The organism is Blastomonas sp. CCH1-A6, from assembly GCF_001556365.1.
Classification (GTDB): Bacteria; Pseudomonadota; Alphaproteobacteria; order Sphingomonadales; family Sphingomonadaceae; genus Blastomonas; species Blastomonas ursincola.
This window is the reverse complement of sequence record NZ_LSIS01000199.1, coordinates 1-15,553: the sequence shown is the minus strand read 5'-3', so window position 1 is coordinate 15,553 and position 15,553 is coordinate 1. Positions and strand designations below refer to the sequence as shown.

Sequence of the window (15,553 nt, the reverse complement as noted above, 5' to 3'; positions counted from 1 at the left end):
ATGCAGTGCTCGTCGGGCGGATGGTGAGGCATCATGGCAAAACTTGAAAGCGTGAGCCCCGACGAGCACTGCATCGTCACGGCTGCCGTGGCGGAGGCCGAGAAGCTGACCGATGGCGAGATCGTCACCGTGATCGCCCAGCATTCGGACGATTATCGCGAAACGCCGATTTACTGGGCGGTTGCGGCGATGTTCCTCGCGCTGGCCTGTGTCGCGGTGTTTCCCGAATGGTTCGAGGGGCTGCTGAGCTTCGCCACGGGTGGGTGGCAGCATGTCTATACGCCGAGCGAATATCTGACCCTGGTCATGCTGCTGCTCGCCGCCAAGTTCGGCGCGGTGCACCTGCTCGTCGCATGGAAGCCGCTGCGGTTGGCCATGACGCCGTCGGGTATCAAGCAGGCTCGCGTGCGTGCCCGCGCGGTCAACCTGTTCCGGGTGAGCGCAGAGAAGCGCACGCGCGGGCTGACCGGCGTGCTCATCTACCTCTCGATGGCCGAGCACCGTGCGGAAATCGTCGCCGACAGCGCGATCGCGGCCAAGGTCAGCCCCGATGTCTGGGGTGAGGCCATGGCCGACATGATCAAGGAACTGCGTGCAGGCCGCGCGGGCGAAGGCATGGCGGCGGCGGTGCGCGATGTTGGCAAGGTGCTGGCCGAGCATTTCCCCAAGAGCGACGACAATCCAAATGAGCTGCCCGACCGGCTGATCGAGCTTTGAGGGTCTCTCGCACGTCCCCTTCCCACGTCACCCCCGCGAACGCGGGGGTCCCGCTTTTCCGCTGGCATCGCACAACCAGCGGGATTCCCGCTTTCGCGGGAATGACGGCAACAGGAGCAGAATGGCCTTGAGCGCGCTGGATAGCATGAACGAACCCGAGGAAATCGTCTGGCAGGGCCGTTTCATCACCACCAAACGCCGCGGCACCTGGGAATATGTCTCGCGCAGCCGCGGGATTGGCGCGGCGGTGATCCTGGCGGTCCACCAAGGCGCAGTCGTGCTGGTCGAACAGTTCCGCGTTCCGTTGGGGCGCAACTGCCTGGAACTGCCCGCCGGGCTGATCGGCGACGAGACCAGCGGCGAGCCGCCCGAGCTTGCCGCAGCGCGCGAGCTCGAGGAAGAAACGGGCTTTCGCGCTGGCCGGATCGAGAGTCTGGGCGAATATTATTCCTCGCCCGGCATGGTCAGCGAATGCTTCCACCTGATGCGCGCGCACGATCTGGAGCGCGTCCATGCTGGCGGCGGCGTCGAAGGCGAGAACATCATCGTCCATGTCGTTCCCCTGACCGATTTGGACGCGTTCATCGCTTCCAAGCGCGCGGAGGGCTGCGGCATGGACGTGAAGCTGCTGATGCTGCTGGGCGCGCGAATGCTTGGCTGAGATCCGCGCCGCCCGCGCCGTGATCAGCCCTTGCCCTTGGTCTTGGTCTTGCCCTCGCGGCAATTGGCGGCCAGGAAATCGATGATCATCCCGGCAATGTCCTTGCCGGTCGCATTCTCGATCCCCTCCAGCCCCGGCGAGCTGTTGACCTCCATGATCACCGGGCCGTGATTGGAGCGCAGGATGTCGACGCCTGCGACATTGAGCCCCATCACCTTGGCTGCGCGCACCGCCGTCGAGCGCTCCTCGGGCGTGATCTTGATCGCCTTGGCACTACCGCCGCGATGCAGGTTGGAGCGGAAATCGCCCTTGGCCCCGGTCCGCATCATCGACGCAACGACCTTGCCGCCGATCACGAAGATGCGGATGTCGCTGCCATCGGCCTCCTTGATGAACTCCTGCACCAGGATGTTGACGTTCGCGCCGCGAAACGCCTCGATCACCGACTTGGCCGATTTCTCGGTCTCGCCGAGCACGACGCCGATGCCCTGCGTGCCTTCGAGCAGCTTGATGACGACCGGCGCACCGCCGACGATCTTGAGCACCTCGTCGGTCTGCTTGGGATCGTGCGCAAAGGCGGTCACCGGCAGGCCCAGGCCATGCTTGGCGAAGATCTGCATCGATCGCAGCTTGTCGCGCGAGCGGCCGATCGCGACGCTCTCGTTCAGCGACCACACGCCCATCATCTCGAACTGGCGCAGCACCGCCAGGCCATATTGGGTGATCGACGCGCCAATGCGCGGGATCACCGCGTCATATTTGCCGATCGGTTCGCCATGATATTGCGCGCCGGGCCGGTGCGAGGTGACGTTGAGCGTCACCCGCAGCGTGTTGAGGATGTCGACCTCGTGTCCCCGCTCGCGCGCCGCCTCGCACAGGCGGACATGCGAATAGAGATTGGGATTGCGCGCCAGCATCGCGATTTTCATTGGGGGCACTTCATCTGTCGGTTTCCTCTGGCAGGCCGAGCGTCCATTTGCGTCGGCAGTCGACGCGAAAGCCGCGCCGCAGCGCCCGGCGGCCAATCAATATGGGGAAGTTCATGGTGTTGCGGTTGGCCAAGGTCATGTGCCCTTTCCAGCGCACGCTACCAAGGACCATGGTCGTTTCGATGACATAGCGCAGTTCGATCGCTCCATTCGAGCTCTTGACGCTGCGTTGCTCGACTCCGGGCGCGCGATACTTGCGTGCCGCCTCGCCACGATGCGCGCGGAACCAGAATTCGACGACCAGCTGGCCGTCGATCGTCAACGGCTTGACGCGGGTTGCGTGGATGGAGGAGGTCGCCGCCCCGGTGTCGATCTTGGCCTTGATCCTCGACAGGCCAAGGTCGGGCAGGTCGACGCATTCGACCCAGCCGATATCGATCGGTTGCCGGTCTGCTTTGAGGGTGCGAGGAGACCGGGCCATCGCCGCGCCCGTTAGCAGGCGCTGCGTTGAATGCAACAGGGTTGCGGCGAGCAGTTCGTCCTGCCCGCCGCACCCTTCACGGCGTCAGACTACGCCAAATGCGAGCATGGCATCGGCGACCTTCTTGAAGCCGGCGATATTCGCGCCCTTCACATAGTCGATATAGCCGCTGCCCTGATCGCCATATTTGATGCAGCTGTCATGGATGCCGGACATGATGTCCTTGAGCATCTGCTGCAACTCCTCTTCCTTCCACGCGCGGCGCTCCGAATTCTGGCTCATCTCGAGGCCCGAGACCGCGACGCCGCCCGCATTGGAAGCCTTGCCCGGCGCGTAGAGGATCTTGGCCGCCTTGAACGTGTGCACGCCATCGAGATCGGTCGGCATGTTGGCGCCCTCGGACACCGCGATGCAGCCATTGGCGACGAGCGTCTTGGCATCCTCGCCGAGCAGCTCGTTCTGCGTGGCACAGGGCAGCGCGACATCGCAGGGCACGCCCCAGGGAGTCTTGCCGGCATGGAAGCTGGCACTGGGGAAGGCCTCGACATATTCCTCGATCCGGCCCCGGCGGTGCGTCTTGTGCTCCTTAACCCAGTTGATCTTGTCCTGGGTGATGCCGTCGGGATCATGGATGAAGCCGCCCGAATCGGACAGGGTGAGCACCTTGCCACCGAGCTGAACGATCTTCTCAGCCGCGTGCGTCGCGACATTGCCCGAGCCGGAGATGACTGCGGTCTTGCCGACCAGATCCTGGCCCTTGGTCGCGAGCATGTTGGCGAGGAAATAGACCGCACCATAGCCTGTCGCCTCGGTGCGGATCAGCGAGCCGCCCCATTCCAGCCCCTTGCCGGTCAGCACGCCGGTGAACTGGTTGGTGATGCGCTTGTACTGGCCGAACATGTATCCGATCTCGCGACCGCCCACGCCGATATCCCCGGCGGGAACGTCGACGTCCGCGCCGATATGGCGATAGAGCTCGGTCATGAAGCTCTGGCAGAAGCGCATGATCTCGCGCGTGCTCTTGCCCTTGGGGTTGAAGTTCGATCCGCCCTTGCCGCCGCCCATCGGCAGGCCGGTCAGCGCGTTCTTGAAGGTCTGCTCGAAGGCCAAGAATTTCAGCACCGATTCGGTGACCGAGGGGTGGAAGCGGATGCCGCCCTTGTACGGGCCGATGGCGTTGTTGTTCTGCACGCGCCAGCCGCGCTGCACGCGGATATTGCCGTTATCGTCCTCCCAGCAGACGCGGAACGAGACGACACGGTCGGGTTCGGCAATCCGGCGCAGGATCTGCTGCGCATGATATTGCTCCTTGTCCGCCATGAAGTCGAAAATGTCTTCGGCGACTTCCTGCACCGCCTGGACGAACTCCGGCTGGTGCGGGTTGCGCTTCTTCACGCCTTCCATGAAGGTCGGCAAGTCTACGTGATCGGATACGGCCATAGGTCCCCCCTTTGAGGTGGTGCTGCGAACTGCGCGACCCGGCCCCAATGCAGCGAACTCTCCTGATTCGCCTGCATTGCTGCGCGAACTCTAACGCAAAACCCGCGCTGCGAAAGTGCTAATCCGCACAGAAAGGGGCAGCATTCCGGGGCTCGCAGTCAGCATGGCCGTTCGAGCGAAGACGCTCATGCTGCACGCATGCGGTGCAGCATTACCGGGATCAGCGACCGCCCTGCTCTTCATCCTCATCGCGCGCCGGTCGCGTCAGCGGACTCGTGCCCGGCTTGTAGCGCTTGGGCGCGCCGGGGTCCGCAGCGACAGGTTTCGCACCCGGCTTGGCAGCCGCAGGCTTCTCCTTGGGCTTGGGGGGAGCCGCCTCCCCGCTGGACACGCTATCGTCGGGTGCGAGATCGGTGACGAGCGCGCTGACGCCGCCCGGCGATCGCGCCGTTGCGGGCAAGTCCTCGTCCGGTACAGAGTCCTCCTGAAGCGCGGCAGGCTTGTCGTCGGCAGGCTTGCTCGCCTCGCCCGCTCCGACCAGCGGCCCGAGCGCCATGCCGAGGCGCGAGAGCTGGGCGACCATCACCCCGTTCACTGCGGGCGCGATCTCGGACATCTTCATGCGCATATAGCCGCCGACGACATAGTCCATCGTGATGCGCGTGCCGCCCTTGACCGGCGTTAGCGTGAACGTCAGCGAGCCGGTCACGGCTTCGCCCTGCAACGGCCCCAGCGCGCCGGACAGACGCAGCAGCTTGCCCGGATCGACATACAGGATCTGCATGTGCTGCACGCTGCCGCGCAGCGTCCGCTGCGGCGCGCCGCTCTCGGTCGTCGCCTCATTGGGGATCAGCTCGCAGAAACAGCCGCCGGCCTGCGCATCCATGTACAGATTCTCGGCATTGCCGGTCCAGCTATGCTCCTTGTCCCACCATTTGGCGGGTGTGCGCAGCATGGCGAAGGTCGAATCGGGATCGGTCGAGACGGTCACGCTGTGCTGAACGACAAAGCCGTTATCGGCCTGCTGAACAATCTCGGCCTGGGCAGGCGTGATGACCGCCAGCGTGGCGGCGAGTGCGGCAAAAGCGGTGCGCATGGAAAATCCCCTCGATCAGCCGCACAGCCATGCCGCCGAAAGCGCGCCGGGGCAAGTGGGGGCGTAGGCCTGCCTCTCACCCGAACATCAGGATCACGCTAGCACGTGGTCGGCAACAAAGCCGTTGCGCTGGCGCTCGAAGCCGAAATTGCTGGTCGGGCCGTGGCCTGGGACGAACACCGTGTCGTTCCCCAGCGGCCAGAGCTTCTGCGTGATCGAATCGATCAGGTCCTTGTGATTGCCGCGCGGAAAGTCGGTGCGGCCGATCGATCCCTGGAACAGCACATCGCCGACGATCGCGAGCTTCGACGGTGCATGATGGAACACGACATGGCCCGGCGTGTGGCCGGGGCAATGGATCACGTCGAGCACCAGATTGCCGACGGTGACCGTATCGCCATCCTTCAACCAGCGATCGGGCTCGAACACCGAGCCGGCAATGCCGTAATTGCGGCCATCGTCATCGAGCCGCGAGATCCAGAACCGGTCTTCCTCGTGCGGCCCCTCGATCGGCAGGCCGAGTTCCTTGGCGAGCGTGCCGGTCTCGCCGCAATGGTCGATATGGCCGTGCGTAACGAGCAGCTTCTCCAGCGTCACCCCCGCCTGAGCCACCGCCGCCTTGAGCTTGGGCAGATCGCCGCCCGGATCGACCAAAGCCCCCTTCATCGTCTGAGTGCACCAGAAGAGCGTGCAATTCTGCTGCAGCGGTGTCACCGGAATGATCGCGGCGCGAAGCGGCGGCTGGGCGGGATTGGCGGATGCGTCGGTCATGCAAGGCTATGTGGCAAGGATGGCCGGTGGGTGCAAGCCTTGCGGGATCAGCGCGACGGCTGATCGGCCAAAGACCGCGCACACGCATCATCGCCCACTCCGAAGCCATCGGGATCGGGCACGTTCAGTCCAGGATTGTTACAAGGGAACCGGCCATCCTCGCTTTCAAAACTATGCCAGTCGTAGCGGCGCGGGATTTGCCCGGTTGGACCGTAAGCAAGAGCAAGCCGATGCAACTCGGCACCGACCCACGCAGCGGGATTGCGGTGATCAGTGTCAAGACTCTCGTTGGAGATCATCGAGCGGGTCTTGCCGCGCTTGGTCAGTTCGAACGCTATTGTCGTTCCATCAAGAGTGCCAGAGCGACCACGCCCCCAGGCCTGCGCGAGCCTGTCCGAAACTCCAAGCAGCTCTCGCGCATCTTCCTGTGGAAGAATGAAGCGGAAATCCTCGAATTTCGCTGCTGCACGAGGTTGGCCGTTTTGCGAAACCTGCTTGCGCATTCGTACCAGATAATGCGCGCAATAGTTCTTGTCTGCGGCAAATTCCTCGTCGGGCCATATTGTAATGCAGCCTTGCGGCTGTGGCACGATTTCGAAGCGATAGTCGAACGCACCAAAGCTAGGTTCGATATATACACGCAAGCCATCAGCTCCCTGCGCGCCTCGCTCGTCGTCGGTTTCCGACCAGAAAAGGCAATCTTCGCCACAGGCTTCAACGAGCGTGCCCTCGAACACAACGTCATCGGCAAGGTGACCACTTCGGCCATTACAGCCTAACAGAATCAGCGCCAGAACAGACGGTACTGCAAAATGTTTCAAAACCATGTTGTGCTTTCTAACCGTCGCATTCAAACAGCATAAGCTAAACCCGCCGCCCGGCCCAGATCACGCGGCCGACAATATGCACGCTGTCCGGCGCGAGATCGGGGAAGCTGGGATAGAGTGCGTTGTCCGAGGTCACCGACAGCCGCCCGTCGGGGCGAAACGCCAGCCGCTTGACGATCAGGGCGTCGTCCATGCGCAGGACGTGGATGCCGTCGCGGCGCGGCGTGCCGGTGCCGCCGTGCATTGCCACCAGGATGTCGTCGCCGTCGTTCAGCGTCGGGGACATGGAATCGCCCTCGACGCGGATCATCGTCACCGCGTCCGATCCTGCGCCCAGCCGCCGCAGCCAGGCCTCGTCGAACGCGATTTCGGCGACCGGCATCTCGTCCTCCGCGAGCGCGCCGGGCCCTGCCGAAGCCCCCACCGCAAGGCGTGGGATAAGGCGCATGCGCGCGGGCAGCGTGCGGTGCGGCTGGCTCACGCGGACCGGAACGCGCCCTGCCCTGCCTGGCCTCGCGGGTGCCTGATCGTCGGGAGCGCCGAGCTGCGTTTCGCTCACGCCGAAGAACTGCGCGAGGATGCGCCGGTCGCGCTCGTCGAGCCGCTTGGGCGTACCGCGCTTGATGAACTGCTGGATATAGGCCGGGTTCTTGCCGAGCAGCTGCGACACCCCGGCAAGGCTCACGCCGCGCGCCGCGATCAATCGTTCCAGCGTCTGGCGAACATCCTGTTCCATAATGGACATATAGCATCGCGCCCGATTTTCTCAAGGATATTTCCTACATCTCACGAATCGCTTATAGGAATATTCCTACGCTCATCCTGCGGGACTGGTCCCGCGCTTTTAACCGGAGGAGAATGCCGATGCCGCTGCTGCGCCTGGTCGAGATATTCCTGCGCGAAACGGGAATGCCGCGCACCCGCTTCGGTCGCCTGTCGGCGGGCGATCCGCGCTTGGTTGACGACCTGCGCCGCGGCCGCGAACCGCGCAAGGCCTTGCGGAATCGAATAGAACATTTCATGAACATCTACACAGAGGAGCAGGCATGATCCATCAGAAGATTCGCCACGACCCCGCCACCGCCCTGATCCGCGCGGTGCTGACGCTGGCGCAGGGCGAGGCCGCGCTGGAGGAGCATCGCGGCACGAGCTGGGCGAGCGCAACCTTTACCGGCATGCGCCATGTCATGCGCGTCTCGCTATCGGGCGATGAGGGCATCCGCATTGGCGAATGGCTGGCGCAGGTGCTGCCCGAGCACGAGTTTCGCATTTCCGGGCATCTGGTCGCCGATATCGCCGTCAGCGCCGTTCATCGCCGCGTGGAGGGGACGCCCGCCATGACATTGACCATCGAGGCGCTGACGGTCGAGGCGGACTGACGTCCGCCTCTCCCCTCTCCTATATCCTGCTGCGAAAAACCGCCTTACTGGCCCCGGCCCGTCAGCATCGCCGGGCGCGGGCCGAGCCAGTCGGCCATGGTCACCGTATCGCTGACCTTGTACGGGCGGCCCGCCTTGTTGAGGAACAGCTTTTCCATCTCGGTGCGGGTGAAGGGGCGCGAGCCGAGGCGTCCGAAGATCGCCATCTGCCCGCCCGATTCATCGACCCCGCGATCGCGATCGAGCCCCTTCGCCACGGCCAGCGCCGCGCTCGGCGTGCGCGCCCATGCGATCAGCTCAGGCCGGGGATCGGGCGAGAAGCCGTAGAAATTGGGCTGGCTCGACGGCGAGGTCAGCTGCAGCACCTTCATCCCGTTGCGGCCATCGGCGACATAGGCGAACAATGTCGCGTTGGTCGACCCAACGATCACGTCCTCGGCATCGTTGAGAATGCCACCGGCATTGTAGCGCATATATTCGCGCGGCGCTTCGGGATTGGTGATGTCGAGGATCACCAGACCGTCCTGCTTGGCGGCGACATAGGCGAAGGTGCGCGCGAGATAGAGCTTGCGCGCATCGGCCAGCCGCACCGTGCCCGAGGGCACCGCCACCGGCGCTTCGAGCCGCGTGATGTCGAACAGCTTGATGCCCTCTGCATCGGTCACCCAGAGATAGCGGAACTGCACTGCGCTCGCCCGCGCATCGTTCAGCGGAAGCACCGCCATCAACTGCGGATTGAGCTTGCTGTAATCATAATCGCGCGGCGCATTGGGCGGGATCGGATCGGACAGGCGGACGACCACAAGCCCGGCATCGGCGGTAATATAGGCATAATCGCCCGCCAGAGTGATGTGCCGCGCGCCCTTCAGCACATTGTCCGGGTTCCAGGTCAGCGTGCGCTTGAAGAAGTTGTTGCGGAACTCGCCATCGGCCAGCGTGTCGATATTGACCGCGATCAGACCTTCAACGCTGTCGGTCACGAAGGCGTAGTGATAGACCGCGTGGAACGGCTGCTCCTGATTGGCCTCGCGCATTTCCGGCGTGTTGCGGCTCGGTGCGATCGGCTGGGTGGTGGCGATGGCCATGCAGGTCGCGTTGGTAGTCTTCACATGCGTGTCATGGCCAAGCGACGAGAACGGCGCGCGGATGATCCGCTCGGAAAAGCCCTTGTTGCCGATCGAGGCGATGTCATAGGCGCGGAAACCGCCCTTGCCTTCCGCGACGAACATGTATTCGCCCCGGTTCTGCAGGCAGTTCACGCGGCCATCGGTGCCCTGCACGACATTGGCGAATTCCTCGCGCGGCTGGGTTTCGCCCGACAGGCCGTCGCTGAAGATCGGGCCGCGCGTCCAGTTCTTGAGCTCGCGTCCGTTCTGCTCGACATGCTGCTTGTAATAATCGGGATAGGCATAGCGGTGCAGATAGGACCCGATCACCGCCTGCGGCTCGTCCCATTCGGTCACGCGCACCGCCTCGAACCCGCCTTCCAGGCCGAACCAGCTGTTGAGCCCGACGAAGTTGACGAAATTGGTGCCGAGCAGCAGCAGCTGCGCCATCACCGCATTGTTATCATTCGCCTCGCTGAGGTGGCAGTCGGTGCACTGCTTGGTCTCGGTCTTGCGCACGGTGTGCGGGAAGTGCGGGGCGAACGCCTGGGACGAGAAGCCGGGTGCCGAGATCGGCGGCTGCTGCACATATATGCGCTCGCGGTTGATATTGGTCGAGGACAGGATCAGCGCCGAGGTCGAGCGGATCGGGGCGATGATATTGCCCTTGCTGGTCTGGTGGCGGCCGATCTGGAACATCTCGTCACGCGCGACCTGCGGGTTGTAGGTCGCATAGTTGCGCGTCTCGTCTTCCTCGTATTTGTGGACCTTGGCCTTCCAGTTGGCCTCGATCGGCAGATGACAGCCACCGCACGAGGTCGTCCAGCTCAGATGGCAGGTGAAGCACGCCATCTTGTCGGTATCGTGCGCGCGGTTCTCCTTCGAGACCGCCAGGCCGAAGCCGTATTTGCCTGTCTCCGCCCCGTCCTTGGCCATCAGCTTGGAACGCGCGGCCTTGGGGTTGAAATCGGGGCTGTCGGGATTGACCGCGTCCTTGACCAGGCTGACCTTCCACGACAGTTCGGGGTCGAGCACCGAGCGCTGGATCAGCACCCGCCGTCCGGTCGCATCCTTCATCCATTCGAAGCGGCGCTGGCCATCGGGATTGCGGATCAGCGACAGGTTGTTGCCCTTGGGCCGCGCGGCGAGGTTCGAGGTGAACAACGTGGGGTAGGCATCCGCCGTGCCATGGCAGTCCTTGCAGCCGATCTCTACCGCATTGGCGACCTCGCCGTAGATCAGGCCGTTGCCGTGCCCATCCTGGCTGAAATGGCAGTCGACGCACTGCATGCCGAGTTCGGCATGAATGTCCATCATGTGCACCGCCTTGCCCGGATTGGTGCCGACGGGTACGAACTTGCCCTCGCCTGCCTTGCGGAATTTCTCCGGATCGTCGGGCGAGACCATGTTGGCGGTATCGGTGCCCCAGGTCGCCATATTGCCTTCCGCATCGAGCAGATTGCCCTTGCGGTCGCGCTTCAGGATCGCGCGGAAGTTCCAGCCATGGCCGTGATAATCGGCAAACTGCGTGTCCTTGGCCTCGGTATTGAGGTCATAGACGTTGCGGACGAAGTCGATATCGGACCACAGCCCGCGCGGCGATGCGCCTTCCGGGTTGCGATCGAGCGTGGCGCGCACTTCCTTGGCCGTGGGATAATGCTGCTTCTTGTAGATGCGCTGATAATCCTCTTCCGACATGCCCTCGGGCTTGGGCGCGCGGTTTTCCGGCCCCGGCCACAGCAGCGGCGCGTCGGATTCATAATCCCACATCGTGTAGCCGAGATAGCTGTTCAGGAAGATGTTGGGCTGGTGCATGTGGCAGTTCATGCACTGCGCGGTCGGGATCGCGCGCGTGAACGCGTGCTTGAGCGGGTGACCCTTTTCCTTGAACGCGGCCTTTTCGGCATGCGCGCCCTTCGCGCCATGACCATCCCCGCCACCATGGCTCGATCCATGCTCGCCCGCACCTTCGGCCAGGGTCGTGCCGTGATCACCGCCATGGCCACCTGCCTGCCCATGCTCCTCATGATGCTCGGCCGCGTCATAGTCGCCATAGCGACCCGAGCGCTTCTGCCCTTCGGTCAGGCTGTTGATCGTCGGGTCGTCGGTGATCGTCTGCCCGTCGCGGCCATATTTGGCATAGACCAGGCTGTGGCGCGGTTCGCGGTCATTGGCATAGACGACATGGCACGCCGCGCAGCCCGAGGAGCGATAATCACCCGGCTGATCGTTGGTGCCCATCTGCCACAGGAACGGATCGTTCAGGCGGGTCTTGTGGATGTTCAGCACCGGAATCGCGACGCGCAGGCCGGTGCCGGGGCCGCGGTTCGACTGCTTGAGGTCGGGACGGCCCGGCTCTTCCAGACGCTGGATGATGCCGACGCTGTTGGGCAGGCCGATTTCAGGGAAGGTCGGGTTGATGTTTCGGCCGCCGCGCTCGAACACGCGGAAGATGTCGCCCGGCGGAATAATGTGCCAGGTCGGCAGCGGATACATGACCGGCAGCGCGCCGCGCGCCTTCTCGGCTTCGGTCACGGTGCCGTGCGCTGCGCCAGGTTCGGTCGCGGCGGACTTGATCATCGCCGGCTTGCCATCGCGGGTGAAGCTTTCCCCGAAGATGTAATTCTTGAACGGCACGATGCCGTTATTATAGGCCGCGCCGCCCCACAACATCGCGCCGGTCGCCATCAGCGAACGTTCGGACGCCTCGATGATCTCGATATGGCAGGCGCCGCAGGATTCGCGCACCACGCGGTAATCCGACGGGTTGACGAAGCGGATGAACTCGGGCGCTTCCTTGGCGAGCAGCGCATAGGAGCGCTGCGGGTTGGCCGAGCTCGGCCATTTCCACGCCACCGGATATTTGGGCAGGACGTGGCTCTTCATCAGCGCGTCCTGGTACGGCAGGCTCTCGCGGCCCCAGGCATTGTCGCCCATCACCGTGGCATCGCCGCCATGGCAATCGGTACAGCCCAGCACAACCGCAGGCGACGCGTGCATCGTCTTGTGGTCGCTGGCGGTGTGGCAACTCTGGCAACCGGCGCTCTTGGCATCGGCCTCGGCCCATTCCTGGTTCTCGGGCGCGGGCGGCGTGAACGTGTACTTGACCTTCTGCGCCTTTTCCTTGCCCGAGGCGAGCAACTGATCGGCGGGAAGCGCAGCGAAGGTGACGAGCAGCAGGCTCGCCAGCAGCAGCTTCCAGTTGATGGCGGGCATCGCGCCGCGCAGCCGGTCAGTACGCCAGGATCGCATTGAAAAGCACCGAATAAAAGAGGTCTGACTTGCCCGATTGGGTGAACAGGTCGCGGAAGCCGCGCGAGGGATCGAAGATTGCGCCCGACAGGCGGAACACCAGATTCTGGTTGGCATTGGGCCGCCAGATCGCCGCCGCCGAAACGTCCCAGCCGATCGACGAAGGCACCGTGCCCTCCTGGCGCAGTGCCTCAATCGTATCGGTCTTGTGGAACCACAGATGGTTCACGTTCGCCGACAGGCGGGTCGTCGTGCTCAGATCGAAATCTGCGCCTGCGCCGAGCAGCACCGTGCCCGGATTGTTGAAGTTCGACTGGCCCTGTTCCTTAGAGGAACGCAGGTTGTTCAATATGCCGTTGCGGGTGTTGACGCCCACCGCGCGACCGCCGCCCGCGAACGGGATGACCTGGCGAATCCAGTAGCTGGTATCGGCCCCCGCGAAGATCGGGTTCTCGAAGATCGCGTCGAACCCGGCCTCGGTATCGTTATAGGGATCGCCGTCGCCGCTGGCGAACAGGCCCTGCAGCCGGAAGCGCGCCCAGTCATTGTCGTAACTGACTTCGGCTGCGCCGAAATAGCTGCGGATTTTGGCCTCGCGGCTGGTGAAGAAGCTGTTGCGGTCCTCGCCGAACGCGCCATAGGCTTGGCCGGTGATGTTGATCCGGCCGATACGGCCGTCGATCGCATAGCCGAAATACACGACATCATATTCGCGGCTGCGCAGGTCGCCGAGCAGCGCCGGACGCACCGGGAAGCCGTTATCGTCGATCTTGAGCTCGCGCCCGCCTTCGCGGTTCATGTTGTAGGTGACCGAGACCTGGCTGGTCAGGCCGACCACCGGAAAATCCTGGCGATAGACATTGGCGAAGAACACCCAGTCGTCGCGCGGGGTATCGACCACGCTGTTGAGGCCCGAATTGGTATCCTTTTCCAGTCGCCAGAACGCGCCGAGATTGAACTGGAAGCGGTTGTTGTCGCGGTTGCCGAACAGGCGGATGCCGAGCTGGTTGTCCTGGAACAGGAAACCGCGGAAATCGGCCTGCATCGGCTGGATGCCCGCGCGCAGCGAGATGAAGTCGTAGCGCGAGCTGTCGTATTTGCCGAGGTGATAGTCGATAAACGCTTCCTGCACGCCGACGAAATGGTCGGTGCGGTGCGTCGGGCGCGAGGGTTCGACGAACAGGATGCGGCGTTCATTGACATCGACATAATTGGCCTGCGCGGCGAGCACGAGGCGATATTCGATAGCGGGCGGCTTGTACGCGGTCTCGCCCTTGAGCAGCGAGAAACCGGCGATCACGGTCTGCGCCACCACCAGCGAATCCGCGCGGCCGAACACGTCGAGGCTGTCGGGGCGCGCGGTGGTCTGCACCCCCACCGGCGTCGGGAAGCTGCGCGGTTCGATCACCGTGTCGGACACGACATTGGCGATGAAGAACCAGTCGTCCTCCTTGAGGAAGCTCGGACGCTTGCCTTCGGGCAGCGGCCGGTCTCCCTTGAGCACATTCTGGTGATAGGGATCGAGCTTCGAGCGGCAGACGTTCGAAAGGTTCGGATATAGGCCGTAGATCGACTGGTCGCCGCCCTTGGTCGGGCAGAGCGAGGTGACGATGCGCCAGCGATCAGGCACCGGGAATTCGTCGGTCGGAAACGCCTCGGGCGCGGGCGCACGCACCGCGCCGGGATTGTCCTGTGTCACGCGGTCGGGCAGCTTCTTTTCGAGGCCAGGGCGGCGGCGATCGTCGATCAGCGCCTCGTCGGCATCGATCGTTTCGGCATCCGCGTCAGGCGCCGCTGGCGGCATCGCGCCCGGCGCCGGCGGCGCTTCCTGGTCCGCAGTGAGCAGCAGCTCGTCCTCGCCTGCCCCCCAGAAGAACAGGCTGTGATCCCCTGCCGCGCGCGGCGAGCTCAGCCTCTGTGGCGCCGGCACGACCGCCTTGCGGATCGTGCCCATGGCCGGTGCAGCCAGCTGCGGAGTCATGTCGTTCAGCGCGAGGCTCCGACCCAGATCGGCGGCGATCAGTGCCGCGATGGCCGTTTGCGGCCCCTGTTGCGCGACAGGCTCGACGGCCGGATCGCCCACCACATCGCCAGTCCCGGCGAAAGCCACGATCGGGATGAGGGCGACGAGCGGCACGGTCATTTACAGACCCTCGCAGACGTTCTGGGTGTTGGTGTCGAGGAATGGCGCGAACGGGCAGCTGATATAGCGCAGGCGCACCTGGGCGTTGCCGACATTCACCACGATCCGGTCTGCGCGCCGATCATTGGCGGCATTGCCGATCGAACCGACCCGCTGGCCGCCATTGTTGAGGCCGAGAAAGCTGACCATGTCATCCTGGTCGATACCGTCACCCGATACGCCGATGCCCCCGACCAGCACGCCACCGCGATAGATCGGCACGCCGCCCGGGAAAATCTGGATGCCGTTCTGCAACCGGTTCTGCCCCGCCGCCGCATCGGGCAGGCTGGTGCAGCGCTGCGCGGTGTCGGTGGCCGAAGCCCCGGCCACGAACTGCGCGTGTTGGATGATATTGCCCGCGACCAGCTGAACCTGCAGGCCGACCGCAAAGGGGTTGAAATCCTCGATCGGGCGCGACAGCGGACCCGGCGGACGGCCGAGTTCGCCATCGGGAAAATACGGCCGCGCCAGATTGCCGACGCTGCGGTTGCCATAGGCGAAATTGCCGGTCAGCGCCTGCGGATCGTTGAGGAAGGTGCGCATCGCCTGGACGAAAGGTGCCACCCCGCCGCCGGCCGCGATCAGGTTCGCTGCGGCATTGGGATTGGAGAAGAACATCGCCGTGCGCGCCTTTTGCAGCGACACGTCGGTGCCGAAGATCGGCGCGTCGGGCGAGCGGACGATGCCGAGCACCTGGCCGTGTGTATCGACC

Annotated in this window: 14 protein-coding genes; 4 read left to right on the top strand and 10 right to left on the bottom strand. The window is 64.1% G+C overall.

Annotated features, from left to right (window positions below; all coding sequences use genetic code 11):
• Window positions 1–33 precede the first annotated feature (33 nt).
• Both AX735_RS08950 and AX735_RS08945 read left to right on the top strand, forming a co-directional pair.
• Window positions 34–717: a TPM domain-containing protein gene (locus AX735_RS08950; RefSeq protein ID WP_066278795.1), complete on the top strand. Its 684-nt coding sequence runs from the start codon at window positions 34–36 to the stop codon at window positions 715–717.
• Window positions 718–838: 121 nt separating this feature from the next.
• Window positions 839–1,378, top strand: coding sequence for an NUDIX hydrolase (locus AX735_RS08945; RefSeq protein WP_231750072.1), 540 nt, complete (start codon window positions 839–841; stop codon window positions 1,376–1,378).
• A gap of 23 nt (window positions 1,379–1,401) precedes the next feature.
• Here AX735_RS08945 and rimK read toward each other — a convergent pair whose 3' ends face one another.
• The 7 genes from rimK to AX735_RS08910 all read right to left on the bottom strand — a co-directional run bounded on the left by rimK (window position 1,402) and on the right by AX735_RS08910 (window position 7,658).
• Window positions 1,402–2,307, bottom strand: coding sequence for a 30S ribosomal protein S6--L-glutamate ligase (rimK, locus tag AX735_RS08940; protein ID WP_066278791.1), 906 nt, complete (start codon window positions 2,305–2,307; stop codon window positions 1,402–1,404).
• Window positions 2,308–2,317: 10 nt separating this feature from the next.
• A complete protein-coding gene (locus AX735_RS08935) occupies window positions 2,318–2,788 on the bottom strand; it encodes an ATP-dependent zinc protease family protein (RefSeq protein ID WP_066278787.1) in 471 nt (156 codons plus the stop codon).
• Between the two features lie 84 nt (window positions 2,789–2,872).
• Window positions 2,873–4,228 carry an NADP-specific glutamate dehydrogenase gene (gdhA, locus tag AX735_RS08930; protein ID WP_066278781.1) on the bottom strand — a complete coding sequence of 452 codons (1,356 nt, stop codon included), beginning with the start codon at window positions 4,226–4,228 and terminating at the stop codon, window positions 2,873–2,875.
• Window positions 4,229–4,448: 220 nt separating this feature from the next.
• The gene (locus tag AX735_RS26780) at window positions 4,449–5,324 is read right to left on the bottom strand and encodes a hypothetical protein (protein WP_066278778.1); all 876 of its coding nucleotides are present in this window, start codon (window positions 5,322–5,324) and stop codon (window positions 4,449–4,451) included.
• Between the two features lie 93 nt (window positions 5,325–5,417).
• Window positions 5,418–6,095 (bottom strand): MBL fold metallo-hydrolase, encoded by a 678-nt coding sequence (locus AX735_RS08920; protein WP_066278771.1) that lies wholly within the window; start codon window positions 6,093–6,095, stop codon window positions 5,418–5,420.
• Between the two features lie 47 nt (window positions 6,096–6,142).
• Complete coding sequence (locus AX735_RS24980; RefSeq protein WP_137775954.1) at window positions 6,143–6,922, bottom strand: hypothetical protein; 780 nt, start codon at window positions 6,920–6,922, stop codon at window positions 6,143–6,145.
• A 37-nt stretch (window positions 6,923–6,959) separates the two neighbouring features.
• Window positions 6,960–7,658 (bottom strand): S24 family peptidase, encoded by a 699-nt coding sequence (locus AX735_RS08910; RefSeq protein WP_066278766.1) that lies wholly within the window; start codon window positions 7,656–7,658, stop codon window positions 6,960–6,962.
• A 128-nt stretch (window positions 7,659–7,786) separates the two neighbouring features.
• On the opposite strand from AX735_RS08910, the gene AX735_RS08905 reads away from it, so the two are divergent.
• The gene (locus tag AX735_RS08905; protein ID WP_066278806.1) at window positions 7,787–7,972 is read left to right on the top strand and encodes a hypothetical protein; all 186 of its coding nucleotides are present in this window, start codon (window positions 7,787–7,789) and stop codon (window positions 7,970–7,972) included.
• A complete protein-coding gene (locus AX735_RS08900; RefSeq protein WP_066278757.1) occupies window positions 7,969–8,301 on the top strand; it encodes a hypothetical protein in 333 nt (110 codons plus the stop codon). Before AX735_RS08905 ends, AX735_RS08900 begins: the two co-directional genes overlap by 4 nt.
• Window positions 8,302–8,345: 44 nt before the next feature.
• Here AX735_RS08900 and AX735_RS08895 read toward each other — a convergent pair whose 3' ends face one another.
• The 3 genes from AX735_RS08895 to AX735_RS08885 form a co-directional block, all read right to left on the bottom strand.
• Window positions 8,346–12,659: an LVIVD repeat-containing protein gene (locus AX735_RS08895; RefSeq protein WP_231750071.1), complete on the bottom strand. Its 4,314-nt coding sequence runs from the start codon at window positions 12,657–12,659 to the stop codon at window positions 8,346–8,348.
• On the bottom strand, window positions 12,640–14,463 hold the full coding sequence (locus AX735_RS08890; protein ID WP_066278799.1) for a hypothetical protein: 1,824 nt from the start codon (window positions 14,461–14,463) through the stop codon (window positions 12,640–12,642). The genes AX735_RS08895 and AX735_RS08890 overlap by 20 nt, the downstream gene beginning before the upstream one ends.
• A 339-nt stretch (window positions 14,464–14,802) precedes the next feature.
• Window positions 14,803–15,553 (bottom strand): heme-binding protein (locus tag AX735_RS08885; RefSeq protein WP_202189538.1); only part of this gene is annotated, 751 nt, incomplete at its 5' end.